This window comes from Bradyrhizobium cosmicum (genome assembly GCF_007290395.2).
GTDB lineage: Bacteria > Pseudomonadota > Alphaproteobacteria > Rhizobiales > Xanthobacteraceae > Bradyrhizobium > Bradyrhizobium cosmicum.
Genome location: NZ_CP041656.2, coordinates 2,981,879 through 3,006,657, shown reverse-complemented (window position 1 = coordinate 3,006,657; position 24,779 = coordinate 2,981,879). Strand labels below are relative to the sequence as shown.

At 63.4% G+C, this 24,779-nt stretch carries 26 protein-coding genes; 11 read left to right on the top strand and 15 right to left on the bottom strand.

Annotation, left to right across the window (positions count from 1 at the left end; all coding sequences use genetic code 11):
- Positions 1 to 98 precede the first annotated feature (98 nt).
- Both FNV92_RS14350 and FNV92_RS14345 read right to left on the bottom strand, forming a co-directional pair.
- Positions 99 to 866 (bottom strand): SDR family NAD(P)-dependent oxidoreductase, encoded by a 768-nt coding sequence (locus FNV92_RS14350; protein WP_015685386.1) that lies wholly within the window; start codon positions 864 to 866, stop codon positions 99 to 101.
- 69 nt (positions 867 to 935) lie between these two features.
- Positions 936 to 1,634: a histidine phosphatase family protein gene (locus tag FNV92_RS14345; protein WP_168213718.1), complete on the bottom strand. Its 699-nt coding sequence runs from the start codon at positions 1,632 to 1,634 to the stop codon at positions 936 to 938.
- A gap of 133 nt (positions 1,635 to 1,767) precedes the next feature.
- Here FNV92_RS14345 and FNV92_RS14340 point away from each other — a divergent pair, with 133 nt between their 5' ends.
- The 3 genes from FNV92_RS14340 to argE all read left to right on the top strand — a co-directional run bounded on the left by FNV92_RS14340 (position 1,768) and on the right by argE (position 5,623).
- Positions 1,768 to 2,553 (top strand): SDR family NAD(P)-dependent oxidoreductase, encoded by a 786-nt coding sequence (locus tag FNV92_RS14340; RefSeq protein WP_015685384.1) that lies wholly within the window; start codon positions 1,768 to 1,770, stop codon positions 2,551 to 2,553.
- Between the two features lie 1,164 nt (positions 2,554 to 3,717).
- Positions 3,718 to 4,320 carry a hypothetical protein gene (locus FNV92_RS14335; RefSeq protein ID WP_143845927.1) on the top strand — a complete coding sequence of 201 codons (603 nt, stop codon included), beginning with the start codon at positions 3,718 to 3,720 and terminating at the stop codon, positions 4,318 to 4,320.
- A 130-nt stretch (positions 4,321 to 4,450) separates the two neighbouring features.
- Positions 4,451 to 5,623 (top strand): acetylornithine deacetylase, encoded by a 1,173-nt coding sequence (gene argE / locus FNV92_RS14330; RefSeq protein ID WP_143845928.1) that lies wholly within the window; start codon positions 4,451 to 4,453, stop codon positions 5,621 to 5,623.
- 156 nt (positions 5,624 to 5,779) lie between these two features.
- Here the strand turns inward: argE and FNV92_RS14325 are convergent, their stop codons facing one another.
- A complete protein-coding gene (locus FNV92_RS14325) occupies positions 5,780 to 6,838 on the bottom strand; it encodes a phosphotransferase family protein (protein ID WP_143845929.1) in 1,059 nt (352 codons plus the stop codon).
- Positions 6,839 to 6,985: 147 nt separating this feature from the next.
- Complete coding sequence (locus FNV92_RS14320) at positions 6,986 to 8,221, bottom strand: acyl-CoA dehydrogenase family protein (protein ID WP_041748842.1); 1,236 nt, start codon at positions 8,219 to 8,221, stop codon at positions 6,986 to 6,988.
- Between the two features lie 222 nt (positions 8,222 to 8,443).
- On the opposite strand from FNV92_RS14320, the gene FNV92_RS14315 reads away from it, so the two are divergent.
- Positions 8,444 to 9,106, top strand: coding sequence for a TetR/AcrR family transcriptional regulator (locus tag FNV92_RS14315; RefSeq protein ID WP_015685379.1), 663 nt, complete (start codon positions 8,444 to 8,446; stop codon positions 9,104 to 9,106).
- Positions 9,107 to 9,109: 3 nt separating this feature from the next.
- Here the strand turns inward: FNV92_RS14315 and FNV92_RS14310 are convergent, their stop codons facing one another.
- The 10 genes from FNV92_RS14310 to gmd form a co-directional block, all read right to left on the bottom strand.
- Positions 9,110 to 9,502, bottom strand: a complete 393-nt coding sequence (locus FNV92_RS14310; RefSeq protein WP_168213719.1) for a RidA family protein — start codon at positions 9,500 to 9,502, stop codon at positions 9,110 to 9,112.
- A 97-nt stretch (positions 9,503 to 9,599) separates the two neighbouring features.
- Positions 9,600 to 9,815: a hypothetical protein gene (locus FNV92_RS14305; RefSeq protein WP_015685377.1), complete on the bottom strand. Its 216-nt coding sequence runs from the start codon at positions 9,813 to 9,815 to the stop codon at positions 9,600 to 9,602.
- Positions 9,816 to 9,971: 156 nt separating this feature from the next.
- Complete coding sequence (locus FNV92_RS14300) at positions 9,972 to 10,847, bottom strand: beta-keto acid cleavage family enzyme (protein WP_143845931.1); 876 nt, start codon at positions 10,845 to 10,847, stop codon at positions 9,972 to 9,974.
- A gap of 4 nt (positions 10,848 to 10,851) precedes the next feature.
- Positions 10,852 to 12,081: a CaiB/BaiF CoA transferase family protein gene (locus FNV92_RS14295; protein ID WP_143845932.1), complete on the bottom strand. Its 1,230-nt coding sequence runs from the start codon at positions 12,079 to 12,081 to the stop codon at positions 10,852 to 10,854.
- A gap of 181 nt (positions 12,082 to 12,262) precedes the next feature.
- On the bottom strand, positions 12,263 to 13,477 hold the full coding sequence (locus FNV92_RS14290) for an MFS transporter (protein ID WP_143845933.1): 1,215 nt from the start codon (positions 13,475 to 13,477) through the stop codon (positions 12,263 to 12,265).
- 158 nt (positions 13,478 to 13,635) lie between these two features.
- Complete coding sequence (locus FNV92_RS14285; RefSeq protein WP_143846318.1) at positions 13,636 to 13,839, bottom strand: hypothetical protein; 204 nt, start codon at positions 13,837 to 13,839, stop codon at positions 13,636 to 13,638.
- Positions 13,840 to 13,859: 20 nt separating this feature from the next.
- Complete coding sequence (locus FNV92_RS14280) at positions 13,860 to 15,194, bottom strand: PQQ-dependent sugar dehydrogenase (protein WP_143845934.1); 1,335 nt, start codon at positions 15,192 to 15,194, stop codon at positions 13,860 to 13,862.
- Complete coding sequence (locus tag FNV92_RS14275) at positions 15,191 to 15,643, bottom strand: DUF2231 domain-containing protein (RefSeq protein ID WP_143845935.1); 453 nt, start codon at positions 15,641 to 15,643, stop codon at positions 15,191 to 15,193. Before FNV92_RS14275 ends, FNV92_RS14280 begins: the two co-directional genes overlap by 4 nt.
- Before the next feature lie 190 nt (positions 15,644 to 15,833).
- Entirely contained in the window at positions 15,834 to 16,787 is a 954-nt protein-coding gene (fcl, locus tag FNV92_RS14270) for a GDP-L-fucose synthase (protein WP_143845936.1), read from the bottom strand.
- A complete protein-coding gene (gene gmd / locus FNV92_RS14265; RefSeq protein WP_143845937.1) occupies positions 16,768 to 17,838 on the bottom strand; it encodes a GDP-mannose 4,6-dehydratase in 1,071 nt (356 codons plus the stop codon). The genes fcl and gmd overlap by 20 nt, the downstream gene beginning before the upstream one ends.
- A gap of 260 nt (positions 17,839 to 18,098) precedes the next feature.
- Between gmd and allE the strand changes: the two genes are divergently transcribed.
- Positions 18,099 to 18,896 (top strand): (S)-ureidoglycine aminohydrolase, encoded by a 798-nt coding sequence (gene allE, locus FNV92_RS14260; protein ID WP_143845938.1) that lies wholly within the window; start codon positions 18,099 to 18,101, stop codon positions 18,894 to 18,896.
- A 55-nt stretch (positions 18,897 to 18,951) separates the two neighbouring features.
- On the opposite strand, the gene FNV92_RS14255 is transcribed toward allE, so the two are convergent.
- Complete coding sequence (locus FNV92_RS14255; RefSeq protein ID WP_143845939.1) at positions 18,952 to 19,704, bottom strand: SDR family oxidoreductase; 753 nt, start codon at positions 19,702 to 19,704, stop codon at positions 18,952 to 18,954.
- Positions 19,705 to 19,853: 149 nt separating this feature from the next.
- On the opposite strand from FNV92_RS14255, the gene FNV92_RS14250 reads away from it, so the two are divergent.
- The 6 genes from FNV92_RS14250 to FNV92_RS14225 all read left to right on the top strand — a co-directional run bounded on the left by FNV92_RS14250 (position 19,854) and on the right by FNV92_RS14225 (position 24,668).
- Positions 19,854 to 20,516 (top strand): GntR family transcriptional regulator, encoded by a 663-nt coding sequence (locus tag FNV92_RS14250; protein WP_015685366.1) that lies wholly within the window; start codon positions 19,854 to 19,856, stop codon positions 20,514 to 20,516.
- Positions 20,517 to 20,529: 13 nt separating this feature from the next.
- Entirely contained in the window at positions 20,530 to 21,069 is a 540-nt protein-coding gene (locus FNV92_RS14245; RefSeq protein WP_168213720.1) for a TRAP transporter small permease, read from the top strand.
- 11 nt (positions 21,070 to 21,080) lie between these two features.
- The gene (locus FNV92_RS14240; protein ID WP_244623696.1) at positions 21,081 to 22,355 is read left to right on the top strand and encodes a TRAP transporter large permease; all 1,275 of its coding nucleotides are present in this window, start codon (positions 21,081 to 21,083) and stop codon (positions 22,353 to 22,355) included.
- Positions 22,356 to 22,440: 85 nt separating this feature from the next.
- Positions 22,441 to 23,424 (top strand): TRAP transporter substrate-binding protein, encoded by a 984-nt coding sequence (locus FNV92_RS14235; protein ID WP_015685363.1) that lies wholly within the window; start codon positions 22,441 to 22,443, stop codon positions 23,422 to 23,424.
- 32 nt (positions 23,425 to 23,456) lie between these two features.
- Complete coding sequence (locus tag FNV92_RS14230) at positions 23,457 to 23,837, top strand: cupin domain-containing protein (RefSeq protein WP_015685362.1); 381 nt, start codon at positions 23,457 to 23,459, stop codon at positions 23,835 to 23,837.
- Positions 23,838 to 23,888: 51 nt separating this feature from the next.
- Entirely contained in the window at positions 23,889 to 24,668 is a 780-nt protein-coding gene (locus FNV92_RS14225) for an alpha/beta fold hydrolase (protein WP_143845942.1), read from the top strand.
- Positions 24,669 to 24,779 lie beyond the last annotated feature (111 nt).

Sequence of the window (24,779 nt, the reverse complement as noted above, 5' to 3'; positions counted from 1 at the left end):
CTGCGCCATTCAAAGATGAATGTGCAGCCTAACGGGCCGGAAACTGGTTGGTTCCTCGCCGCATTGGCTCGACCAACCGCCTCCCCTGCGCCGGAGCCTCAGCTGATCGTCGCGCCGCCGTCGATCACCATGGTCTGGCCGGTCATGAAGTCGCCGGCCTTCGAGCCCAGGAACACGGCGGCGCCCGCGATCTCGTCGGGGATGCCGATGCGCAGCAGCGGCGAACGCGAGGTCGAGGCCTTCAGATTCTCCGGATTGTCCCACAGCGCCTTGGCGAAATCGGTCTTGATCAGGCCGGGCGCGATGCAGTTCACGCGGATGTTGTGCGGGCCATATTCGCAGGCGAGGTTGCGTGCCAGCTGCATGTCCGCAGCCTTCGAGATCGCGTAGGCGCCGAGGATGGTCGAGCCCTTGAGGCCGCCGATCGAGGAGACGATGATGATCGAGCCGTCCTTGCGCTCGATCATCTGCGGCACCACCATCGAGATCAGCCAGTTGTTGGCGACGATGTTGTTGTCGAGAATCTTCCTGAACTGATCGTCGGAGATGCCGGCGAGCGGACCGTAATACGGGTTCGACGCCGCGTTGCAGACCAGCACGTCGATCTTGCCGAAGGCGCGATTGCTCTCGTCGATCAGGTTCTGCAGATTTTCCTTCGACGAGATGTTCGCGGCGATCGCGACCGCGGTGCCCTTGCCGAACTTGTCGTTGATCCCCTTGGCCACCTGGTCGCAGACGTCGGCCTTGCGCGAGGAGATCACCACCTTGGCGCCGTGCTCGGCCATACGCTCGGCGATCGCAAGCCCGATGCCGCGCGTCGATCCCGTGATGACGGCAACTTTGCCCTTCATGTCGAACAAGGTCATGTTTCTCTCCCAGAGTATGATTTGAATTGGCCTGAAGCTTACGCCGCAGCTGCGCGAGCGGGCAATGGATCAAGCGAGCTTCTTGACTTCCGGTCCCGCCGGCTGGTGCATCGCCGCATGCGCGTCGTCGGCGATCCACGGCTGCTGGTTTACCATCGGCAATCGCCAGACCGTGCGTTCGGGGCTTGCAAAATGATCGATGCGCGTGATCGAGCAATTGTCGATGTCGAACGACAGCGCCCTCTCCAACTGGCCGTCGAGCGCCAGCCCGAGCGCCGCCTTGATGGTGCCGCCATGCGCAACCGCGATGATGTCCTGCCCGGCCGCCTCGGCGTTGATCCGCTCGATGGTGCGGCGCGTGCGGTTGTAGAGGTCCATGAAGCTTTCGCCGCCAGGGGCAGGCTCGTTGATGTCGGCGAACCAGCTCGATCCCACGGGGCGGCTGGCGATGAACTGCGCTCGGTTCATGCCTTGCCAACGGCCGAGGTTCTGCTCGGCGAGATCCGCTTCCCATGGCATCGACGCAGGCTTCGGATACCCGGCCGCCCAGATAGCCTCCGCAGTCTGATGCGTGCGCATCAGATTGCTCGAATACCAGACCGCCTTGCGTGGCAGCACCTTGGCAACGGCATTGAACACGTAGGTGTCGCTGGTGTCACAGGCGAGATCGCTCTGTCCGTAGATGTTGCCGCCGTCGTTGCGCACCGGCGCGTGACGGACCCACCACCACCGTGTCGTGACCACATTCGGCTTGTCTGCGGCTGCCATCGAAACCCTTCCATCCCGTGTGATGTCGCTGTACGTCAGTAGCGAACCTGTCTCAAGACACTTTACCGTTTGAAATCTTGTTTGAAATTCCGTTGCGCGGCAAGCGTCGCGTACGAGCCAAAGGGAGAAACGCATGGGCCGCCTGCAAGGCAAATCCGTCATCATCACCGGCGCCGGCAGCGGCATCGGCCGCGCGGCTGCGCTGCTGTTCACCAAAGAAGGCGCCAAGCTGATCGCGGTGGATCGCACCGAGGCGGTGAAGGAGACCGTCGACGAGGTGAAGAGAGCCGGCGGTGTCGCCGAAGCCATGATCGCGGATGCCGGTTCCGAGCAGGACGTCATCGCCGTCATCGACAAGGCGGTGAAGACGCACGGCCGGCTCGACGTGATCTGGGCCAATGCCGGCGTCTCCGGCGGGCTGGTGCCGCTGGGCGAGCAAACCGTGGAGCAGTGGCAGGAGGTCCTGCGCGTCAATCTGATCGGGCCGTTCCTCGCGGTGAAGCACGCGATGCCGCACATGGTGAAGCAGCAGTCCGGCGCGATCGTGCTGACCGCGTCCGTCGCGGGCCTCAAGGCGGGGGCGAGCGGTCATCCCTATGCGGCGAGCAAGGCCGGCGTGATCAGCCTTGTGCAGACCACCGCCTATTCGCTCTCCGGCACCGGCGTGCGCATCAACGCGGTGTGCCCGGGCCTGATCGAGACCGGCATGACCAAGCCGGTGTTTGACCGCGCCAAGGAGCGCGGCACCACTGACAAGATCGGCCAGCTCAACCCGCTGAAGCGCGCCGGCCAGCCGCACGAGCTCGCGGCAATGGGACTGTTTCTGGCGAGCGACGAAGCTTCGTATGTCAACGGCCAGGCGTTCCCGGTAGACGGCGGCCTGACGGCCTCGATGCCGTATACGGGCAAGCCGGTTTAACAAGCGCTCTCTGGTGTCCCGGACGAGGCGCGGCACAAAGTGACGCGACGCTGAGCCGGGGCCCAGAATGCCGCGAGCATGGGCCCCGGCTCTGCAGCGCACCGTCGAGGGGACGCTGCGCTGCGTCCGGGGCATGAGACCGGAGTTTTCACGCACAACCGCGAGCGCAGCCAGAATTTCGCGCGGCGACAATGTCCATTCCGTCATCCTGGAGGTGCGAGTGGCGCGATGCCAAGCATCGCGCAGGGAGCCTCGAAGGATGAACGGCCGAGATGCAGCCGGGCCGTCGCCCTTCGAGGCTCGCCGGAGAGGCGAGCACCTCAGGGTGACGGTGACGGATTGGTACTCGCGACATGTTTGCCATTTGGTTTTCGATCGCAGACAGACACGGCTTGGCAGCCTCGCGGCGTGTTTCGCCCGAGCTTTGCCTGGTCGCATCACCCTCAATTGAAAGAGGGCGCAGGGAAGGCCGGGTGCCGGCCGGGCACCCACGGTCCACTGTGCGAAAGGTGGCAACAAGAATCTGCACAGCGGCATACAGGTGAAGCCAAACATCCGGCCTTCCCTGCGCAGTGGCTCTACGGCTTATGTCGCGCTCTCCTCGGGGAGCGATGCACTCTTGCCCCCGTCGCCTTGCGGCCGACGATGCGCGCGCCCGGTCGGGCCGCCACACCACCGCAACGCTTGACGCCAGCCTGCGGGCGCCAGGACCACACGATTTTGCCGTACGCAGATCACACCGGTCGTACGTGCGATGTGCCTCGCTCACGGTTGCCCGCCCTGCGATCACCGTCGCACCAGTGTGGCCCACGTCCACCGCCGTCCGGCCGGCGTTCGTGACGATCGCGATACGCCCCTCTTCCTTGGGCCGGAGTGCGCGCAATATCCGCCTATTCCGAAATTCTGTAAAGACGAATATTTTCGGGCGCGCGCATTGACCGATGGCTTGGGTGTTTTGCCTGTCGGGCAACACAAGATCTCGTCGCCCGGATTGCGCCGCGCTCAATTCGGGCTACGGCCTATTCCCGAGACATGGTCCCCGCTTGCTGTTGCTCTACGGCTACAGCATGGTCACGATCCGGCAGCTAGTCTCGCATCCCTGTTGTCAGGTTGGGACATGATGATGCGCGTGCGGTTCGGCTCGCGTGTCAGGGGCAGACTCGAATGGTAAGGTGGGATTCGGCCGCGCGCATCGGCAAAGGCCGTGGCTTCAGGCGCCTTGGCTTCAAGCGCTGCGGTTTCGCTCTGGCCGTGGTCGCCGCCGTGTCGCTGTCCGCATCGCGCCAGACCCTGGCCGAGGACGACAAGACCGCGGCCAGGCCGCAGCAGCCGCAACTCCCCGTCAGCGCCGAGCAGGCGCTGTATCTGATCCGCTCGACATTGCTGACGCTGAACGACGCCAACCGCACCGGAAACTATTCCGTACTGCGCGATCTCGCGGCGCCCGAGTTTCAGGCCAAGAACACTGCGGCCGATCTCGCGCTGGGTTTCACCGACCTGCGCCGGCGCAACTTCGACCTGTTCTCGGTGGCGCTGGCCGCACCGCAGCTCTCGACGCCGCCTTATCTCGATCCCAACAAGATGCTGCGGCTGACGGGATTCTTCCCCACCCGCCCGCTGCAGATCAATTTCGATCTGACATTCCAGAATGTCGGCAATCAGTGGCGGCCGTTCGCCATTTCGGTGGCAACGCCGCAGGCGCCGGCGGAAACCGCTGTGGCACCCGCCCCCGCCCCGGCGAAAAAGAGTGCTACCCAGAAGAATTGAGCGCATTCGAGCGGCGCGTGTCCGGTCTAGCCTGAGCCCCTGCCCGGCGGGTTTGCGCCTCATGCCGTTCCGTTGGTATGGTTCGTGCACGGCAGAGCCGACCACCCCCTCCCATGACATGATGTTGAGAATGCCAGACTCAAGACCCGAACGGATTCGCAAGCTGCTCGCCGACCTCGTCGGCTTCGACACCATCAGCGACCGCACCAACCTGCCTTTGATCGCCCATATCGAAAGCTACCTCAAAACGCTTGGCGTGAAGAGCGAGCGCATCGTCGACGAGACCGGGCAGAAGGCCTCGCTGTGGGCCACGATTGGCCCCGAGGATCGTCCCGGGCTCGTATTGTCCGGCCATACCGACGTCGTCCCGGTCGTGGGCCAGGACTGGAGCCATGATCCGTTCAAGCTGATCGAGCGCGACGGCAAGCTTTATGGCCGCGGTACCACCGACATGAAGGGCTTCGTCGCGGTGTGCCTTGCCATGGTACCGGAGATGCTGGAGGCGAAGCTGGCAACACCGATTCATCTGGCGATCTCCTATGACGAGGAAATCGGTTGCGTCGGCGTGCGGCCGATGCTGAGCGAAGTCGCCAAGAAGAAGGTCAGGCCGCTCGGCGCCTTCATCGGCGAGCCGACCGAGATGAAGGTCATCATCGGCCACAAGGGCAAGCACGGCGTTCGCGCGACATTCCATGGCCTCGCCAAACACTCATCGATCGCACCTGACGGCGTCAACGCGATCGAATACGCCGCCGAACTGATCGTCGAGATTCGCCGCCGCGCCGTGAAGCTTGCCAGCGAAGCCGAGCGCAACAGCCTCTACGACGTTCCGCACTCGACGCTGCTCACCAGCATCGTGCATGGCGGCGCGGCGCTGAACATCGTGCCCGACACCTGCACGGTGGATTTCGAATGCCGCGGCATCGGGATCACCGAGTCACGCGAGGTGACGGATGCGATCGTCGCCTGGGCCAAGGCCGAGCTCGAGCCGGCGATGAAGGCGCAGCATCCGGAGTGCGGCATCGATTTCGAAGAGATCCTCGACTATCCCGCGCTCGACACGGCAGCGGATGACGCGATCGTCACGCTCGCCAAGAGCCTCGCCGGCCGCAACGACCACGCCAAGGTCGCCTTCGGCACCGAGGCGAGCCTGTTTGCCAGCATGGCCGATATCCCGTCGGTGGTGATCGGGCCGGGCTCGATCGCGCAGGCGCACACGCCGGACGAATTCGTGGCGATGGCCGAGCTGGAGAAATGCGCAGGCTTCGTGGAGAAGCTGATCGCGCATTGTGTGAAAGGCTGAGGTGTTTCCTCGTCATTGCGAGCGGAGCGAAGCAATCCAGACTGCCGCTACGGAAAGATTCTGGATTGCTTCGCTCCGCTCGCAATGACGGAGACTGCGGAAGCATCCGGGAACCACAACGCGAAAAGCGCGGCCACCGCCGCGCCTTCGTTCTTCCTAAACCGCGCCCGCCTTCTGCGCATACTCCCACGATGCCTTCGACAGCGGCACGGTGCGCTTGGCTGACTCCAGCGCCTTGGCGTTGGCGGCGGTGCCGTCGCGGACTCGGCCGGCGATGCCTTGGGTGATGCCGGCGAGGCGGAACAGATTGTAGGCGAAGTACCAGTTGAGATCCGGCACCGTCATCTTGGTGACGTTGCAATAGATCTGCGCAGCCTCTTCCACGCTCGGGATGTTGAGCGCCTTGAGGTCGGCTCCCTCGAGGCCCGGCATGATCCACTGCATCAAGAGATAAGTGAAGTCGGCCATGGGATCGCCGAGCGTCGACAGTTCCCAGTCCAGCACGGCCAGCACGCGCGGTTCCGTCGGATGGAAAATCATGTTGTCGAGGCGATAGTCGCCGTGGACGATCGAGACGCGCGCCTGTTCCGGCACCGTCTTCGGCAGCCATTCGGCGACCTTCTCGAACTCGGGAATGTGCTGGGTCTCGGACGCGCGATACTGCTTGGTCCAGCGGTCGATCTGCCGCGCGAAATAATTGCCGGGCTTGCCGAACTCGCCGAGGCCGATCGCGACGGGATCGTACATGTGGAGTTTCGCCAGCGTCTCGATCTTGCTCGTGAAGATTTTGCGGCGATCCTCCGGCGTCTGGCTCGGCAGCGTCGGATCCCAGAACACACGGCCCTCTTCCATCGACATGATGTAGAAGGCGGCGCCGATGACACCATCGTCCTGGCACAGCGCATACGCGCGCGCGACCGGGAAGCCCTGTTTTCCAAGAGCCGCGATGACGCGATATTCGCGATCGACCGCGTGCGCGGAGGGCAGCAGCTTGCCGAACGGCTTGCGGCGCATCACGTAGGAACGCTTCGGCGTGTTCAGCCGGTAAGTCGGATTGGACTGGCCGCCCTTGAACTGGAGCACGACCAGCGGGCCCTCATAACCCTCGACGTTGTCGCGCATCCAGGCTTCCAGGCGCAGCTCGTCGAAGCGATGACGCTCCTCGACCGGCTTGGTGCCCGAGAATTCTTCGTCTTTCCTGACGCCGTCAGCCACGGTGACGCTCCCTCTTCAGTCCTGACCATTTCAGGTCGAGCATGATCCTAATCGGTAACCGCTGGCGCACTTGCGTCAAGCGGTCATTCCGAATGGGATCATGCCCTGCCGTTTCTTCAACTCGGGAACGTCGTATGACTCTCCCGCTTAATGCTTGGGAGAGTTGGCATACTTCCGAACCTCGAGCCTGGCAATGGCGCGATTGTGCACCTCGTCCGGACCGTCGGCGAGCCGCAGCGTGCGGATGCCGGCGTAGTCCTTGGCAAGACCCGCTTCGTCCGAAACGCCGGCGCCACCAAAGGCCTGGATCGCCTCGTCGATGATCTTCAGCGCCATGTTGGGCGCGGCGACCTTGATCATGGCGATCTCGGCCTGCGCCGTCTTGTTGCCGACCTTGTCCATCATGTCGGCGGCCTTCAGACACAGCAGACGCGTCATCTCGATGTTGGTGCGGGCCTCGCCGATGCGCTGCTCCCACACAGAGTGCTCGACGATCTTCTTGCCGAACGCTGTGCGCGACATCAGACGCTTCACCATCTTCTCCAGCGCTTCCTCGGCCTTGCCGATGGTGCGCATGCAGTGATGGATGCGGCCGGGACCGAGGCGGCCCTGCGCGATCTCGAAGCCGCGGCCCTCGCCGAGCAGGATGTTCTCCTTCGGCACGCGCACGTTCTCGAGCAGCACCTGGGCGTGGCCGTGCGGCGCGTCGTCGAAGCCGAACACCGGCAGCATCTTCTCGACCTTGATGCCGGGGGTGTCGAGCGGAACCAGGATCTGCGACTGCTGCTGGTGCTTGGCCGCCTTGAAATCGGTCTTGCCCATCAGGATCGCGATCTTGCAGCGGGGATCGCCGACGCCGGACGACCACCATTTGCGGCCGTTGATGACGTAGTGGTCACCGTCGCGCACGATGCTGGTTTCGATGTTGGTCGCATCCGACGAGGCGACCGCGGGTTCCGTCATCAGGAACGCCGAGCGGATCTCGCCGTCCATCAGCGGACGCAGCCATTTGCGCTTCTGCTCCTTGGAGCCGTAGCGCATGAACACTTCCATGTTGCCGGTGTCGGGCGCGGAGCAGTTGAAAACTTCCGAGGCCCAGGAGATGTGGCCCATCTGCTCCGACAGCAGCGCGTATTCGAGATTGGTCAATCCCGCGCCGCGGAATTCATCGTCCTCATGCTCGTTCGGCGGCATGAACATGTTCCAGAGGCCTTCGGCCTTGGCCTTCTTCTTCAGATCTTCCAGCACCGGGATGACCTTCCAGCGATCGCCGGCCTTGTCCTGCTCGTTATAGATCGGCACCGCCGGACGCACGTGCTTGGTCATGAAGGACTGCACGCGGTCGAGCCATTCCTTCTGCTTGGTGGACAGATCGAAATCCATGGGACGCTCCTCGGTCTCTCTTTGCAAAGCTGTTTGACCGGACTGTCCTCCCGCCGCGCGTGGCCCGCAAGCGCGAATGCCTTGATGCGCGAGCCTTGCGGACGCTTCGGAACCGGCTCGCGCGTTGCGAACGAGTTGCGATTGCGGATTGACTTTCTCCGGCCTTCAAACGATAGTTTCATACAAGTGTTTGAATTGCAACTCCCCTCCCTGAGGGCATCCATGGCCAGCGATCATACGAGGTCTGCCATTCTCGCCGCCGCCGAGCGGCTCTATGCCGATCGCGGCTTCGGCGACGTGACGCTGCGCGACATCGTCGCGGAGGCCAATGTCAACCTCGCGGCGGTGAACTATCATTTCGGCTCGAAGGACGAACTGATCGCGGAATTATTTGTCACCCGCTCGATCGCGACCAACCGCGAGCGCCTGCGCGAGTTGAAGGCGGCGGAAGAGCAAGGCGGCGGCCGCGCGCCGATCGAGGTGATCCTGCGCGCGCTGGTCGGGCCGACCCTGCGCGGTTGTCTCGGGCCGGAGAACCAGCGCTCGACGGCCGCGCGCTTCATGATCCGCGCCTCGATCGAATCCGTGCCGCCGATCCGACGCATCAAGAACCGCGAGATCGACCATTTGCGGAAATTCGCCGGCGCGATGCGACGGGCCCTGCCCGACCGCAGTGACGTCGATATCTATTGGGGCCTGAACTTCGCGCTCGCCATGGCGCACCACACCATCCGCGAGAGCGAGCGGCTGACGAAGTTGTCCGAAGGCAAATGCGATCTCGACGACGTCGAGGACGTGGTTGCGCGCGTCGTCAGTGTCGCGACGATGGCGCTCACGGCGGGACGAACGGAAGCGAAGGTGCCGACACGGCTGGCCGCGCGTTAGCCCTCACATCATCGCGATGCAGTCGATCTCGACGTCGAAGGGGCCGAACCATTCCGGCGTGCAGACGAAGATCCGCGCCGGCGGATCGTGCGGGAAGTAGCGCGCATAGACCGCGTTGAACGCGGCGAAGTGTTTGGTCGAAGTGCAGTAGACGTTGCACTTCATGACATCGTCGAGCGAGGCGCCGGCCGCCTGAAGGCACAGCTTCATCTGCTCCATGACGATCTCGCTCTGCCGCTCGATCGGCACCTCCGCGATCTCACCCGTCTCGGGGTCGAACGGCGGCAGGCCGGCGACGAAGATCATGTTGCCGGCCCGTGTCACCGGCGAGACCGGCGCATTGCGGCGATCGAGAAAGGACGAGATCGGTTCGACGCGGAGCGCTTCGCGTTTCATGGCGGCCACCTTCGGTTCGAGCAAGAGTGCTAGACGGCTACATTATATTACAGCCGGCATGCTTCGCTTTTGATCGAAGTGTGGTCGCGGAAACGGGTTATGCCCGCTGCGGCATCTCCTCGGCCTCTTCCTTGGCGAGCAGCAGCAGCATCTCGATACCCATGTCACCTTCCTGCGGCGAGCGGATGAACTTTATCTCATCGGCACTCCGCCGCAGCGCGGCAATGATGGCGACGGCCTGGTTGGCCGTTGCTGCCTCGGTCGCCAGAACTGCCTTCTGGTCCTTGGCCTGAAACCCGATCGTGTAGGACATTCGCTCTCTCCCGAACCCAGTGAAGAGATCGAATCTGACTCGCGCGCGAAGCGGAAGCCTGTATCTGCACGGACCGGGTTTATCTGGGGATTGCGCGCAAGCTTCGCATAAGGCCGCGCGCGCGTCATGCTGACGTCACGATTTATGCGATGCCGATTAGCCGAGCCCCAGCATCGCGCGCGCATCGGCTGCCGTCGCGACGCTTGCGCCCAGGCTCTTCAGGATGCTCGCGGCATGCGCGACCAGCTCGGCGTTGGTCTTCGCCAGCACGCCCTTGGACATATAGAGATTGTCCTCCATGCCGACGCGGACATGGCCGCCAAGCAGCCAGGCTTGGGCCACCATCGGGAATTCGGCGCGGCCGATGCCGAAACCGGACCAGATCGCGCCCGGCGGCAGCAGGCTGCGGGCGTAGAACATCGTCTCCGGCGTGGCCGAGAAGCCGTACTTCACGCCGAGCACGAGCGAGAACAGGCCCGGCCCCGTCAGCGTGCCGTCGGCAAACAGGTCGCGCGCCAGATGGCAGTCGCCGGAATCGAACAGCTCGATTTCCGGCAGCACGCCGGCCGCCTTCATCCGCTCGGCCATGATGCGGACATTGCGCGGGGTGTTGATCACGACCTCGCCGCCGGAATTCATGGTGTTGAGGTCGAGCGTGCAGATGTCGGGCTTGAGCAGCTCGATATGTTCGACGCGCTTTTCGGGCTGAATGAGCGTGGTGCCGGGTCCGGCCACCCTGGGATCCTCGACCGAGGGCACGAAGCGCCCGCCCGGACCGGTCGTGAGGTTGATGACGAGGCTCTTGTTGCGGGCGCGAATGCGATCGACGACATCGCGGTAGAGATCGATCTCCATCGAGGGACGACCGGTCGCGGGATCGCGGACGTGGATGTGGGCGATGGCGGCGCCGGCTTCGGCGGCTTCCAGCGCGGAGGTCGCGATCTGCTCGGGCGTGATCGGCAGATACGGGGACTGCTCGGGCTTGGTCAGGTTGCCCGTGATCGCGCAGGTGATGATGGTTTTGCCCGTCATGAAATCAGATGATCCCCTGCTGCTTCAGCTGCTCGATCTTCCCTGCATCATAACCGAGCTTGCCGCCAAGCACCTCCTGGGTGTGCTCGCCGAGCAGCGGCGGGGCGCGGTAGTCCTTGATCGGGGTCCCCGAGAGCGTCAGCGCGTTGCGGATCAGCGACAGATCGGGCTCGAAGGGATGGTCGACCTTCACCCGCATGCCGCGCGACTGGACGTGTGGGTCGGAAAACACCTGCTCGAAATTGTTGATCGGGCCGGACGGCACGCCGGCCTCCTCCAGCTTCTCCAGCCAGTACGCCACCGGCTGCTTCAGGAACAGGCCGGCGAAGATCGCCATGATTTCCTTGCCGTGCACGACGCGGTCGTTGTTCTTGATGAAGCGCGGATCGTTCGCGAGTTCCGGCTCGCCGAGCACGGCACAGGTCTTCCGGAACTGGCCGTCATTGCCGACCACCAGCATCAGCTCGCCGTCGGTGCAGCGGAACACGCCGGCCGGCATGCCGCCATTGCCCCAGGTGCCGCGCCGCGGCGGCATCTTGCCGTTGACGAGGAAGATCTGCAGCCAGTGCGACAGCGACGCGATGACGGTGTCGAACAGGCAGACGTCGATCTGCTGGCCCTGCCCGCCATTGACGTCGCGATGGTAGAGCGCCGAGAGAATCCCGATCGAGGTGTTCATGCCGGTCATGTAGTCGACGATCGACGGGCCGACCTTCATCGGGCCCTCGCCGGGCTCGCCGTCGATGTGGCCGGTAACGCTCATCAGGCCGCCCATCGCCTGGAGAATGGCATCATAGCCGGCGCGCGGCGCGTAGGGGCCGGTCTGGCCGAAGCCGGTCACCGAGCAATAGATGATGCCGGGGTTGATCGCCTTGATGGTCTCGTAGTCGAGGCCGTAGCGCTTGAGATCGCCGACCTTGTAGTTCTCCATGAAGACATCGGCGTCCTTGGCGAGCTCGCGGATGATCGCCTGCCCCTCGGGCTTGGCGATGTTGACGGTGACCGACTTCTTGTTGCGGTTGGCGCAGAGGTAGAACGAATTGTTGTTGTTGGCCTTGCCCTCGGGATCGGTCAGGTAAGGCGGGCCGAACGCGCGCGCGTCGTCGCCGGTGCCCGGCCGCTCGATCTTGATCACCTCCGCGCCGAGATCGCCCAGCATCTGGGCGGACAAGGGTCCGGCAAGCACGCGGGTAAGGTCAAGGATCTTGATGCCTGAGAGCGGCAAGGCCGACATGTCGATTTCCTCCGGGAAACTGAATCTTGGCGCGGCGGCTTTCGACCGTGACCGCGCTCCCTGCGGATACACCATTTTCGCGCCGTGAGCACTGCACGCCGGGCATACGGCCATCCCCCGCCCCGCAACGGAGGTCGCCCGCGGGCGGCGAATTCCGCGCTGCGAAGATTACCGGCTCGGCTCAGGTGGCGGCCGCCGCGGCCACTTGGGGACGCCGGCGGCCGAGCAGCACCAGGATCAGTACCGTCGCACAGGAGAAGACGAAGGTGAGACCGAGCGCACCGCGGCTGCCGAACTGGGTGAGCAGGCCGGCCAGCAGCGGCGGCGAGATGGCGGAGGCCAGATTGAGCGGCAGCGCGATCATCGACATCGCCTTGGCGAATTCGGCCTGGTCGTAGAACACGAGCGGGATCGTCGCCCTGGCCACCGCCATCGCGCCGCTGCCGGCGCCATAGAGCAGGATGAAGACCGCGACCGCCCAGGTCGCGCCCTCGCTCACCATCAGCAGCAGCATGGCGAGAGGGAGCGCCGTGCCCGCGACGAGCCCGGTCGTGATGCCGTCCCATCGCCCGCCGCCGAGAAAGTCGAGGCCGCGGGCGCTGACCTGGATCACGCCGAGCATCGAGCCGAACGCGATCGCCTGTACCGGCGACAGCCCTTCGGCCCGCAACAGTTCGATCAGGATGGCGCCGAGGCCGAACTGGACGAAGGCGTTGAGCGTGATCGCGCAGACCACGAGGTTGAACGTGCTTCGCGGCAGCCCGGACGCCTTGGAGGACGTGGAAGGCTTGGCTGCCGGGCCGGCTTCTTCCCCTAACGGACGACGGCGCGGCGCGCCGAAGGCCAACAGCGGCAGCGAGATCAGCATCAGCATCGCCGCATAAACGAGGCATGTGATGCGCCAGCCGAAATGGTCGCTGAGAAACGAAGTGGCCGGCCAGAAAATGCTGCTGGACAGGCCCGACACCAGCATCAAGGCACCGATGGCACTCTTGGCCTGCCGCCCGGCAATCTCGTTGAGCATGATGTAGGCGCCGGTCGACAGCGCGGCGCTGCCGCCCATGCCGAGAAGGACCCATCCGGCAAAATACAGTAGCGGCTCATGCGCGAGGGACAGGACGATGTAGCCCGGCACCGTAACAACCGTGCCCACCATCATCACCTTGCGGGCACCGTGCCGCGCAAAAGCCTTGCCGAGCCAGGGCGCGCAAAGGCCCATGGTGACATAAAACACCGAACTGCCCGCGAACACCGCGGGCAGGCTCAGGCCAAGATCGGCCGCAAGGTCGCGTCCGACCACGGCCGGGAGGGTGATCGTTGCCCATCCGATGAGCTGGGTGATCGCGAGAACCAGCAGGACGCCGATCATCCCGCTGTCAGATTTCAGAAACCGCATTCCAAACGTCGCCTGCCCGGCAGGCGCGGGTCACGCCTGAGGGACGTGTCTTAACCGGAGACCGGGGAGTCGAGGAATGTTGGTTCCGAATGGCATGGGGGCGCTGCCCGCAGGGCGAGCTGCGGAGTCAGCAACAGTCAGCAGCCGTGGATCGCCCGCTAGCTGCCGAGCGCGTTTTCGCCAGCTTCACGGCCGGGCACGCTGACATGGACCTCATGGCCCTGGCGGAGCGCCAGGGAGGCCGCTGCCACGGCCGATTCAAACGCCGATTCCTTGGTGGCGTATTTGCCGTTGATGTTGCCGTCGTGCAGCACGCCCCATTCATCCTGAACCGGTACGATCGCGTATTGAGCAAGGCCCATCATCCAACTCCTCAGATTCTCTATCGCTGCGTGAGCTGCGGGTGCGCCGCGGTCACCCGCCACACCGTGTTGCCGCTGTCGTCGGCGACCAGCAGCGCGCCAGTTTTGTCGAGGGCGACGCCGACCGGGCGGCCGCGCGCCTGGTTGTCGCTGTTGAGGAAGCCGGTGACGACGTCCTGCGCCGGCCCGCTCGGCTTGCCGTCCGTGAACGGGACGTACACGACCTTGTAGCCGTTGAGCACCTGCCTGTTCCAGCTGCCGTGCTCGCCGACGAAGGCACCGCCACGATAGGCCGCCGGCAGGCTGCTGCCGGTGGAGAAGGCCATGCCGAGCGGCGCGACATGCGAGCTCAGGGCATAGTCCGGCACGATGGCCTTGGCGACGAGATCAGGCCGCTCCGGCTTGACGCGGGGATCGACGTGCGGGCCGTAATAGCTGTAGGGCCAGCCGTAAAAGCCGCCGTCCTTCACCGACGTCATGTAATCGGGCACGAGATCGGGGCCGAGCTCGTCGCGCTCATTCACCACCGTCCATAGCGCGCCGGTCTGCGGCTCGAAGCTGAGGCCATTGGGATTGCGCAGCCCGCTTGCGAAGATCCGCCAACGGCCACTGGCGCGATCGACTTCGAGAATGTTGGCGCGATTGTGCTCCGCCTCCATGCCGTTCTCGGTGATGTTGCTGTTGGAGCCGACGCCGGCATAGAGTTTTGAACCGTCGGGGCTTGCGACGAGACTCTTGGTCCAGTGATGATCGATCGGGCCGCCCGGCAGCGGCGTCAGCACCGTGCCCGGCGCGGTAATCTTTGTGTCGCCTTCCGTATAGGGATATCTGACGATCGCATCGGTGTTGGCGACGTAGAGATCATTGCCGACGAGCGCGACGCCGAACGGCGAGTTGAGATGGTCGAGGAAGACACTCTGACTGTCCGGAATACCGTCCCCGTTGCTGTCGCGCAGCAGCGTGATGCGGTTGCTCGGTCCGGTATCACCGCCCGAGGTCGCCCAGGATTCGACAAAGCCCATCACGATTTCCTTGGGCCGCTTGATCGGGGCGCCCTTCGGCGCCTTGGACTCGACAACCAGCACGTCGCCATTGGGCAGGACGTAGATCGAGCGCGGATGCTGCAAGCCGGTCGCAAACGCCTTGACCTGCAAGCCTTCCGCAACCGTCGGCGTCTCGTCCTTCTTCCACCCGACGATGCGTGCAATGTGAATCGGCGGCAGCAGATATTGCTGGATCTCAGGCAACTTCGGATTGGCGCCGATCTGGGCCTTGGGATCACCACTGCCATCATCGCAGCCGGCAAGACATAGCAGCGAAGAGCACAGCAGCGCGCGGGCAAACAATGAGGTCATCGCGCAACTCCTACACCGTGCCGATAGACCAACGCCCAGCCGAGCCAGCCGCTCACCGGCAGGATCAGGACCGTGATCACCGAGAGAATGAGCCCGGTCGGCCAAACCGAGGTCCAGGCATCGCGCGTGTGGATCAGGGCATTGAAGATGGCCAGGACCAGCGCCACCGCGCTGCCGACCAGATGCGGCCATGCGGGCAATTGGGACCGGACCAGACGGTTGCCCAAGAAGTCAGTCAGGCCCGCGATCGCGGCCAGCACGCCAAAGGTAACGCCGACGATCAAGAGCCAGGCGGAGAAATCAGCCCACATGATCTCGGCGGTGACGGTGTAGGCGATGTCAGTCAGCAAAGCACCGACGAAACAAGCGATGGGAATCGGCACCAGCATCGGATGGATCGGATGGCCTGCGATTTGCGCGGTGGAATCCACCCGCACGGCTTCTTGCACGGTCTGCCTCGTATGACGTTTTGCCCACCCAATCGGCCAACTCGTGCTGGCGGTGATGGTTCCTACGAAGGCCCGCCTCGACGCTTCACTGATTCTTGTTAAACGGATCGCGATTTTGGGCCCTGTCGCTGTTGATCCTGATGGCCCCGAAGATCAAACGGCCGACCGATCATGATCCTTCCTGGTCAGCTCATTTTAAGGACCGCACATCGGCCCGATATGCTTCGTATGCTTGTCTCAAGCCATCATGAAGCGAAGTCTTTGCGCGCCAGCCGAGCTTCTCGAGACGGCTGACATCGAGCAGCTTGCGCGGCGTACCGTCGGGGCGTGAACTATCGAAAGCGATATCGCCGCTGTAGCCGACGATTTCGGCCACGACACGCGCGAACTCGGCGATGGTAATGTCCTCGCCGGTGCCGATGTTGACCAGCTCCGCGCCGGAATAGGTCTTCATCAGGTGCACGCAGGCGTCCGCCATGTCGTCGACATAGAGGAATTCGCGCCGCGGCGTGCCGGTGCCCCAGACCACGACGCTCCCGGCACCCGCGATCTTCGCCTCGTGGAAGCGGCGGATCAGGGCGGCGACCACGTGGCTGAGTTCGGGATGATAATTGTCGCCAGGGCCGTAGAGATTGGTCGGCATCACGCTGATGAAGTCGCACCCGTACTGACTGCGATAGGCCTCCGCCATCTTGATACCGGCGATCTTGGCGATCGCGTAGGGCTCGTTGGTCGGCTCGAGCGGGCCTGATAGCACCGAGTCCTCGCGCAGGGGCTGCGCCGCCAGCTTCGGATAGATGCAGGACGAGCCCAAAAACATCAGCTTCTCGGCGCCGCTCTGATGCGCGGCCTGGATCACGTTGGCCGCGATCGCGATGTTCTCGTAGATGAACTCGGCGCGCAGCGTGTTGTTGGCGACGATACCGCCGACCTTGGCGGCGGCGAGAAACACGACCTGCGGCCGCACGCGTCCGAACCAGTCGAACACGGCGGCCTGGTTGCAGAGATCGACCTCGCGCCGGTCCACCGTCACGAGCTTGACGTCCTCACGCGCAAGCCGGCGCGCGATCGCGCTGCCAACCATGCCGCGATGGCCGGCGACGTAGACGCTTCTGCCCTTCAGCTCAAACGGTGCGCTTACCACTGGCCGCGTCCCGCTTTGCCTCGGCCAGATCGCTCGCCATCATCTCCTGGACGAGCTCGGCAAACGTCCGCTTCGGCTTCCAGCCGAGCACATCGCGTGCCTTGCTGGCATCGCCGACGAGAAGATCGACCTCGGTGGGACGGAAATAGGTCGGATCGATCTTCACGACCGTCTTGCCGCTGTTCGCATCGATGCCGGTCTCCTCGACGCCTTTGCCGCGCCATTCGATGCGGCGCCCGACCTGCGCGAACGACAGCTCGACCATCTCGCGTACCGAACGCGTCTCGCCGGTGGCGAGCACGAAATCGTCGGGCTTGTCGGCTTGCAGGATCATGTGCATGCCCTCGACGTAATCCCGGGCATGGCCCCAATCGCGCTTGGCTTCGAGATTGCCTAGATAGAGCGTGTTTTCCAGGCCGACCTCGATGCGGGCGACGCTGCGGGTGATCTTGCGTGTGACGAAGGTCTCGCCCCGGATCGGGCTCTCGTGGTTGAACAGGATGCCGTTGGAGGCGAACATGCCGTAGGCTTCGCGGTAATTCACGGTGATCCAGTAGCCATAGAGCTTTGCGACGCCGTAAGGCGAGCGCGGATAGAACGGCGTGGTCTCCTTTTGCGGGATCTCCTGCACGAGGCCGTAGAGCTCGGAGGTCGAGGCCTGGTAGAACCGCGTCTCCTTCTCCATGCCGAGGATGCGGACCGCTTCCAGCAGCCGCAGCACACCGATCGCGTCGGCATTGGCGGTGTATTCCGGACTCTCGAAGCTGACGGCGACGTGGCTCTGGGCGGCGAGATTGTAGATCTCGGTCGGCCTGATCTGCTGCACCAGGCGGATCAGATTGGTCGAGTCCGTCATGTCGCCGTAATGCATCAGGAACGGCACGTCTCCGACATGCGGGTCCTGATAGAGATGATCGACCCGCGCGGTGTTGAACGAGGACGAGCGACGCTTGATGCCGTGCACGACGTAGCCGAGCGACAGCAGATATTCGGCCAGATAGGCGCCGTCCTGCCCAGTCACGCCGGTGATGAGAGCGATGCGCTCTGCCATATCCACACTTGCTCCCAACGGCGGCCCGACGGACAGCAGCTCCAGTTCCGGCCGCACCGCCTTCTCTGACATATCGACCACCGCGGTCAACCCGGTATTGAGGGCATCGGCCGGCCGCCGTTGCAGTACACTGCGCTGTCATTTATCAGATTGAAGCAGCCGGTATCAGCAGAGCCACATTCGCCCGCGTCGCAACGCTTCCGGTCTTCCGCCAATGCTGCGCGGCACCTCGCCGTTGCGAGTTGACCAGGGAATTCCAGATGCACCCCACCGATCTGCCTGCCCAACCCGGCGTCGTTCGTCCTGGCGCGATCGGCCACAGCCGCGCAGTCGTGGGCCGCAATTTCGCGTTCATTCCGCCCGAAGGCGTGTTGAAGAGCCGGCTGCCGGCATGGTCGTCAACGACGGTGCGCTTTCTCGCGGCGCCGACGCTCGGAGCCGATTTTGCCCAGTTCATGCTGGAAATCGAGCCCTCGGGCGGCACCGCCCGGCCGATCTGTGCCGATCTTCAGCATTTCTTCTACGTCGTGACGGGAGCGGTCGACCTCAAAATCGGCACCGACGCCCCGACCCCGCTGACTTCAGGTGGCTTTGCCTATGTGCCGCCGGGCACGTCGTTCACGATGTCCTGCTCTCCCGCTGCGCCCGCCCGGGTCATCGCGGTCAAGAAGCGTTATGAAACGGCCGAGGGGATCGCGGCACCGACGGCCATCATCGGTCAACACCAGGCGATGCCGATGACGAACCATACCGGACTGCAGGGGCGCGGCTTCAAGCACCTGCTGCCAATTGGCGACCTCCGGTTCGATTTCGAGATGAACCTGATGTTCTTCCAGCCCGGCGTCTGTTTTCCGGCCGTCGAGACCCACATCATGGAGCACGGACTGCTCATGCTGGAGGGCCAAGGCTTGTATTATCTCGGCAATAGCTGGCACGAAATCTGGGTCGACGACTTCATCTGGATGGGATCGTTCTGCCCACAGCAGTTCTATCCCACCGGCGCGAGCCAGTCGGTCTATCTCCTGTACAAGAACGTCAACCGGGATGTGACGCTCTGAACCGCGGAGCTGCCGGCGAGATCGGCAAAGCTGAGCGATCAGGTCGATCGCGGCGTTACCACGCCGTCGCGCCGCCATCGACCGTGTACATCGCCCCCGTCACGAACGACGCTTCATCGGACGCCAGCCAAAGGATCACGTTTGCGATTTCCGCGGGCGTGCCCATTCGGTTCATCGGCGATCGGGCCGCCAGACCGGCCACGAATCCTTCCGGATCCTCATGCGTTGCGATCATGCGATCGAAATATGTCGACCGGGTTGGACCAGGTGCGACGCAGTTGACCCGAATCTGCTCGCCGGCATGATCGATGGCCATCGCGCGCGTCAGTGCAGCGACACCGCCCTTTGACGCCACATAGGCGGCACGGTCGGGCAGACCGACCGAGGCAAGGTTGGAGGCCGTGTTCACGATCGAACCACCGCCATGGGCCGCCATGACAGGGATCGCATATTTCGAGCAGAGATAGACGCCCTTCAGGTTGACGCCCATCAGCGCGTCCCAATCTGCCTCTTCGGTAGCAACCACGTTGCCGCGAATACCGAAGCCCGCGTTGTTGACCAGAATGTCGATCTTGCCGAACCGGGCGGCCGCCAGATCGACCATCGCCCTGACGTCTTCAGACTTGGAGACGTCGGCCCGCGCCGAAATGGCCGCGTCGCCCAGAGACGACGCCACCTTCCCGGCCAGATCGCCGTCGCGGTCGGCCACGACCACCTTGGCACCCTCTCGCACGAGCAACCGTGCGACGGCCTCACCGATCCCCGCCGCTGCCCCGGTGACGATTGCAACCCTGTTCTCGACCCGCATAGTCCAGTCTCCAATTGAATACATTATTCATTTGATATCGCAGCGCTGTTGCCAAGTGGTAATCTGATGCAATTTTCGGCATTATATGTCCATGTTTTAAGCTTGCGTCGTCTCGGCTATGAATATTGTATTCAATTATGGAGATCCCCATGCAAGTTGCCCGTCAGTCCCTGACTGATCAGATCGTAGATGTGCTGCGGCGCCGCATCGTGTCTGGCGAGTTGGCCGAAGGCACCAAGCTGCGGCAGGAGAAGCTCGCCGCCGAGCTCGGGGTGTCTCGCGTTCCCCTGAGGGAGGCCATCCGGCAGCTCGAAGGCGAAGGCCTGGTCACGACCGAGCTGCACAAGGGCACGGTCGTGTCGTCACTCTCTCCCCACGAGATCGAAGAGCTGTTCGAAATGCGACTGCAGCTCGAACCCTGGCTGTTCGGGCTTGCCATCCCGGCGATGTCGGAAACGGACTTCCAGGCTGCTCAGGACGTCATCACCCAAGCGAGCGCGGTGACCAACTCGCGCGATTGGGGCGAACTCAACTGGCGCTTCCATCACGCGCTATGTGTGGCAAGCGGCCGCCATCTCGCTCTGCGCCTGCTGCGAACCGTGCACGACAACGCAAATCGCTACGTCAATCTCAAGCTCACGGTGTCGGTCGACGCAGACCGGGAGCTCGAGGACCACAGACGCCTCATCGCTTTCGCGCGCCTGAGGGATGTCGATGGTGGCGTTGCGTTGCTTCGTGAGCACATCCATTCGGTCGCCGAAAGTCTCACCACATGGATCGGGCACAAGCGGTCGCTTTCCGACGTCGCCTGAGGATTCTCCGCGGATGCTGGCATTCCTGAGCGCTGTCGACCGGATGAATGTGGCCCTGCGCCATTTGGTGGGCGCGACGCTTGGCATCATGGTCCTGGCCGTCGGATTGCAGATCGTTGTCCGGTTTCTGCTGCCGCGTCTCGGCATCATCGCCTCGGTGCCATGGACCGAGGAGCTCGCGCGCTACCTGATGATATGGTGCATCTTTCTCGGTGCCGCCGTTGCGGCGCGATCCGGCGCCCTGATCGCGGTCGATACCCTGCCCGACGCGCTGCCGCCTCGCTGGGGAGATGCCGTCCGCCTGGCCGCTCTCGCCATCACCGTCGCCTTCTTCGGCGAGTTGATCTGGCTCGGCTGGCGCTGGGTCGAATTCGGTCAGAGCGAGACCTCGACTGTCCTCAACGTCTCGCTGTCCTGGGTGTATCTGGCGCTGCCGGCCGGCTCCGCCTTCGCCATCATCAACATCGTCGCCTTCATCGTCGAGCACCGGATCAGATCGAATACGCCGCTCGCCGTTGCAGAGGCCGACAATCCCGAAAACACGCTGGTCTGATCTGGAGCAGGATGATGGCAGTGCTGTTCGGCTCGATGACGCTCCTGATCGTTCTGGCCGCGCCGATCTTCGCCGTCATGGGCATCTCCTCGATCGTCGCGCTCAGGGCCAAGGGTGTCGATCTCATCAGCGTTCCTCAAAACGTCTTCGAGGCGCTCGATTCCTTCGCTCTGCTTGCCGTCCCCTTTTACGTGCTGGCCGGCAACATCATGAAGGTCGGCGGGATCTCCAACCGCCTGATCAACCTCGCGACCGCATTGCTCGGTTGGATGAGAGGCGGCGTCGGCAGCGCAGCCATCCTCACCTGCATGTTCTTCTCGACCATTTCGGGATCGTCTTCGGCGACGACGGCCGCGGTTGGCTCCACGATGGTCCCGGCCATGGTGCGAAAGGGCTACCCGAAGAATTTCGCGGCCGCAACCGTCGCAGTCGGCGGCGAACTCGGCGCGATCATTCCGCCTTCGCTGCCGATGGTGATCTACGGCCTCGTCGCCAACGTCTCGATCGGCGGACTCTTCATCGCCGGCATCGTTCCGGGGATATTGATCGGCCTCAGCCTCATCGCGACCATCTGCATCGTGGCGACGCTGCAGGACTTCGACCGAACCCAGCTCGTGCCGATCCGGGAATGGGCGCGCAATGTCTTTGTCGTCGGCCGCGAAGCCGCGATTGCGCTCATGATGCCGGTCATCATTCTGGGCGGCATCTACTCCGGCGTCTTTACCGCGACCGAAGCCTCCGTCGTCGCGGTGATCTACGGCTTTCTGGTCGGCCGCTTCGTCTACCATGAGATCAGCTTCCGCGACCTGATCGATATCCTGAACGACTCCGCGGTCATGACCGGCATGGTCATGCTCATCGTCGCGTTCGCGGCCCTGTTCGGCTACGCAATGACGATCAACCAGATCCCGCAATATTTCGGCGAGCTGATCGCGAAGATCGCGAGCGGCCCCATCGCGTATCTGCTGCTCGTCAACGTGCTGCTGTTCGTCGTCGGCACGTTCATGGAAGCGCTGGCGACGATCCTGATCCTTGCGCCCATCCTGGCGCCGGTTGCGCAGGCCTACGGGATCGACCCCGTTCACTTCGGGATCATCTTCATCGTCAATGTCGCGACCGGAATGGTAACGCCCCCGGTCGCGGTGAACCTCAACATTGCGAGCCAGATTTCCGGCGTGTCGATGGACGCCATGACCAGGCCGGTCCTGATCTATCTGGGAGTCCTGACCTTCGACGTCCTCCTCATCAGCTACGTCCCGCCGATCTCTCTGGCGCTGCTGCGATGATCAGCGTGGCCATCGTCGTGTCCGTTGCAGCCGTCACATTCATTCAGACTTTCGCGGGATGGTCCCGCCCCATAGGAGCAGCTTCATGAGACCGTTCAGCCTGTCGTTCCTGGCCCTTGCAGGGTGCATCGCCGCCCTTCCCGCCTCTGCACAAATCGTCGAGATGAACGTCGGACACGTTCTCACAACCGCGAGCCACTACCACGCCGCCGCCAGCAAGCTTGCCGAAGTCGCGGCCGCCAAATCGAACGGCCAGATCAAGATCAACGTCTTTCCGGGAGCGCAGCTGGGCGGCGAGGTCAAGCAGATCCAGTCGGTCCGCACGGGAACGCAGGACATTGTCGTCACCGGCGAAGCGCCGCTCGAGAACACCGCCAAGGATTTCACGGTGTTTTCCTTTCCCTACCTGTTCAACAGCGTCGCCCAGGCCAACGGCGTGCTTCAGGGCCCGATCGGCCGCGAAATGCTCGATCTTCTGCCCCGCTACAATCTGCAAGGACTGGGCTTCATCTCGGCGCTGGAACGCAACATCTTCACCAACGGCAAGATCATCAAGTCCGCCGCGGACATGAAAGGCCTCAAGATCCGTGTGATCCAGGGACCGGGTTACGTCAAGGCCTATGAAGCGCTCGGCGCCCAACCAACCCCGATGGCCTACACCGAACTGTATGTTGCCCTTCAAAATGGCGCCGTCGACGCAGCCGAAAATTCACCCGACGTCTTCCTGCAGGATCGCTTCATCGAGGTCTCCAAGACCTACGTTCTGGCAAAAGTGATGTACATGCCGGGCGTCATCCTCATGTCAAAGGCGAAGTACGACGCTCTGTCTCCCGAGCACAGGAAAATTATGGATGAAGCGACCGCCGAAGCCGTCGCCTTCGCCAACGCCCACTACAAGAAGGACTACGACAACAGCCTCGAGACCATGAAGAAGAGCAAGATCGAGATCATCGAGCCCGACCTTGCAAGCTTTCGCGCCACCGCGCCGGATACCCACGCGGCCCTGCTGAAGGAATTCCCCATGGCCAAGCCGTGGCTCGACAAGATCAAGACCGCCACGGCACAATAACCTCACCGCATGATCAGAAGCCGAGAGAAACGATGGACGTGATAGACCACGCAAGCCAGGACGCCGAACTTTGGCGCCCTGGCGTCAAGACCTTCATGCGGATCTCCGCTTTGACGACGTCGCATCAGCTTTGCATCTTCGAGCAATTCTGCGACTTCGGCCTTGGGGCTCCCATTCACACCCACGCGGTGGAAGAGGTTCTGGAAGTCATGGAGGGACAGGCCGAGATCCATCTCGGCGGCGCAACCCACATCGTGACTGCAAACCAGTCCGTCCTCGTGCCCGCAGGCATCCGCCACGGGTTCAAGAACATCGGCACCGGCATCCTGAAGGTGCGCGCGACTCTTGCAGCACCGATCTTCGAGGCGAGCTATGATGACGGGCGAGAAGCGTCGCGGCGCTACAATCCGTAATCACATCAGCCGCGGCGATCGTTCGCAGGCGTCAATTCAGGAGGTCGCACGATGACAATGCGTCTGGTTGACGGCTTGGCTTGTCATGTCGAAGGCAGCGGTCCACCGCTCGTCTTCATCACCGGACTGGGCGGCCGCGCGGATTACTGGCGGGCGCAGGTCAAGGCGCTCGCTGCGGATTTCACCTGCGTGACGTACGACCATCCCGGCATCGGCGACAGCCCGCGGGCGCCGATGCCCTATTCAATCGCCGGCTGGGCGCAGGATGTTCTCAATCTGGCCGGATCGCTCGGCTTCGCGCGTTTTTCCCTGGTGGGACACTCCACGGGCGGCGCGGTGGCGCAATATCTGGCTGCGCACATGCCCGAACGCGTGTCGGCCGTGTGCCTCAGCGGCACCTGGGCCTGTGCCGACACCCGCTTCAAGACCGTCTTCACGCTCCGCCACCGGCTGCTGTCGGAGGGCGACGCCAAAGCCTATGACGTACTCGGATCCATCCTGACAAAACCACTCGTCTGGCCCGAAACCACCGCACCCTCTAGCAGCGCGGCGACCGATCCATCGGTGACGCTCGCACGGATTGACGCCCTGCTCGCCCACGACAGCCGGGACTATCTGCAGAAGATCGTGGCACCGACCCTGATCTGCAGCGCGATCGACGATCTTCTGGTGCCGGTCAACCATGCGCGGCAACTCGACGACGCGATCGCGCACGCTCAACTCAAGCTATTCGACCAGGGCGGCCATCACTTCCCGCAGACCGACCCCGACGGCTTCAACGAGGCATTGTCCGGGTTTTTGCGCGATACGACCGGTCGACAGCGGCGCTGATATGCTGGCAGGGAAAGCCTCCAGAAACGACGTCAACACGGCCTCGCCATGGTTTGCCATTAAAGGTACAAACCTCCTCCCAAATCGGGAAAGCTGGGAGAACTCTTTATG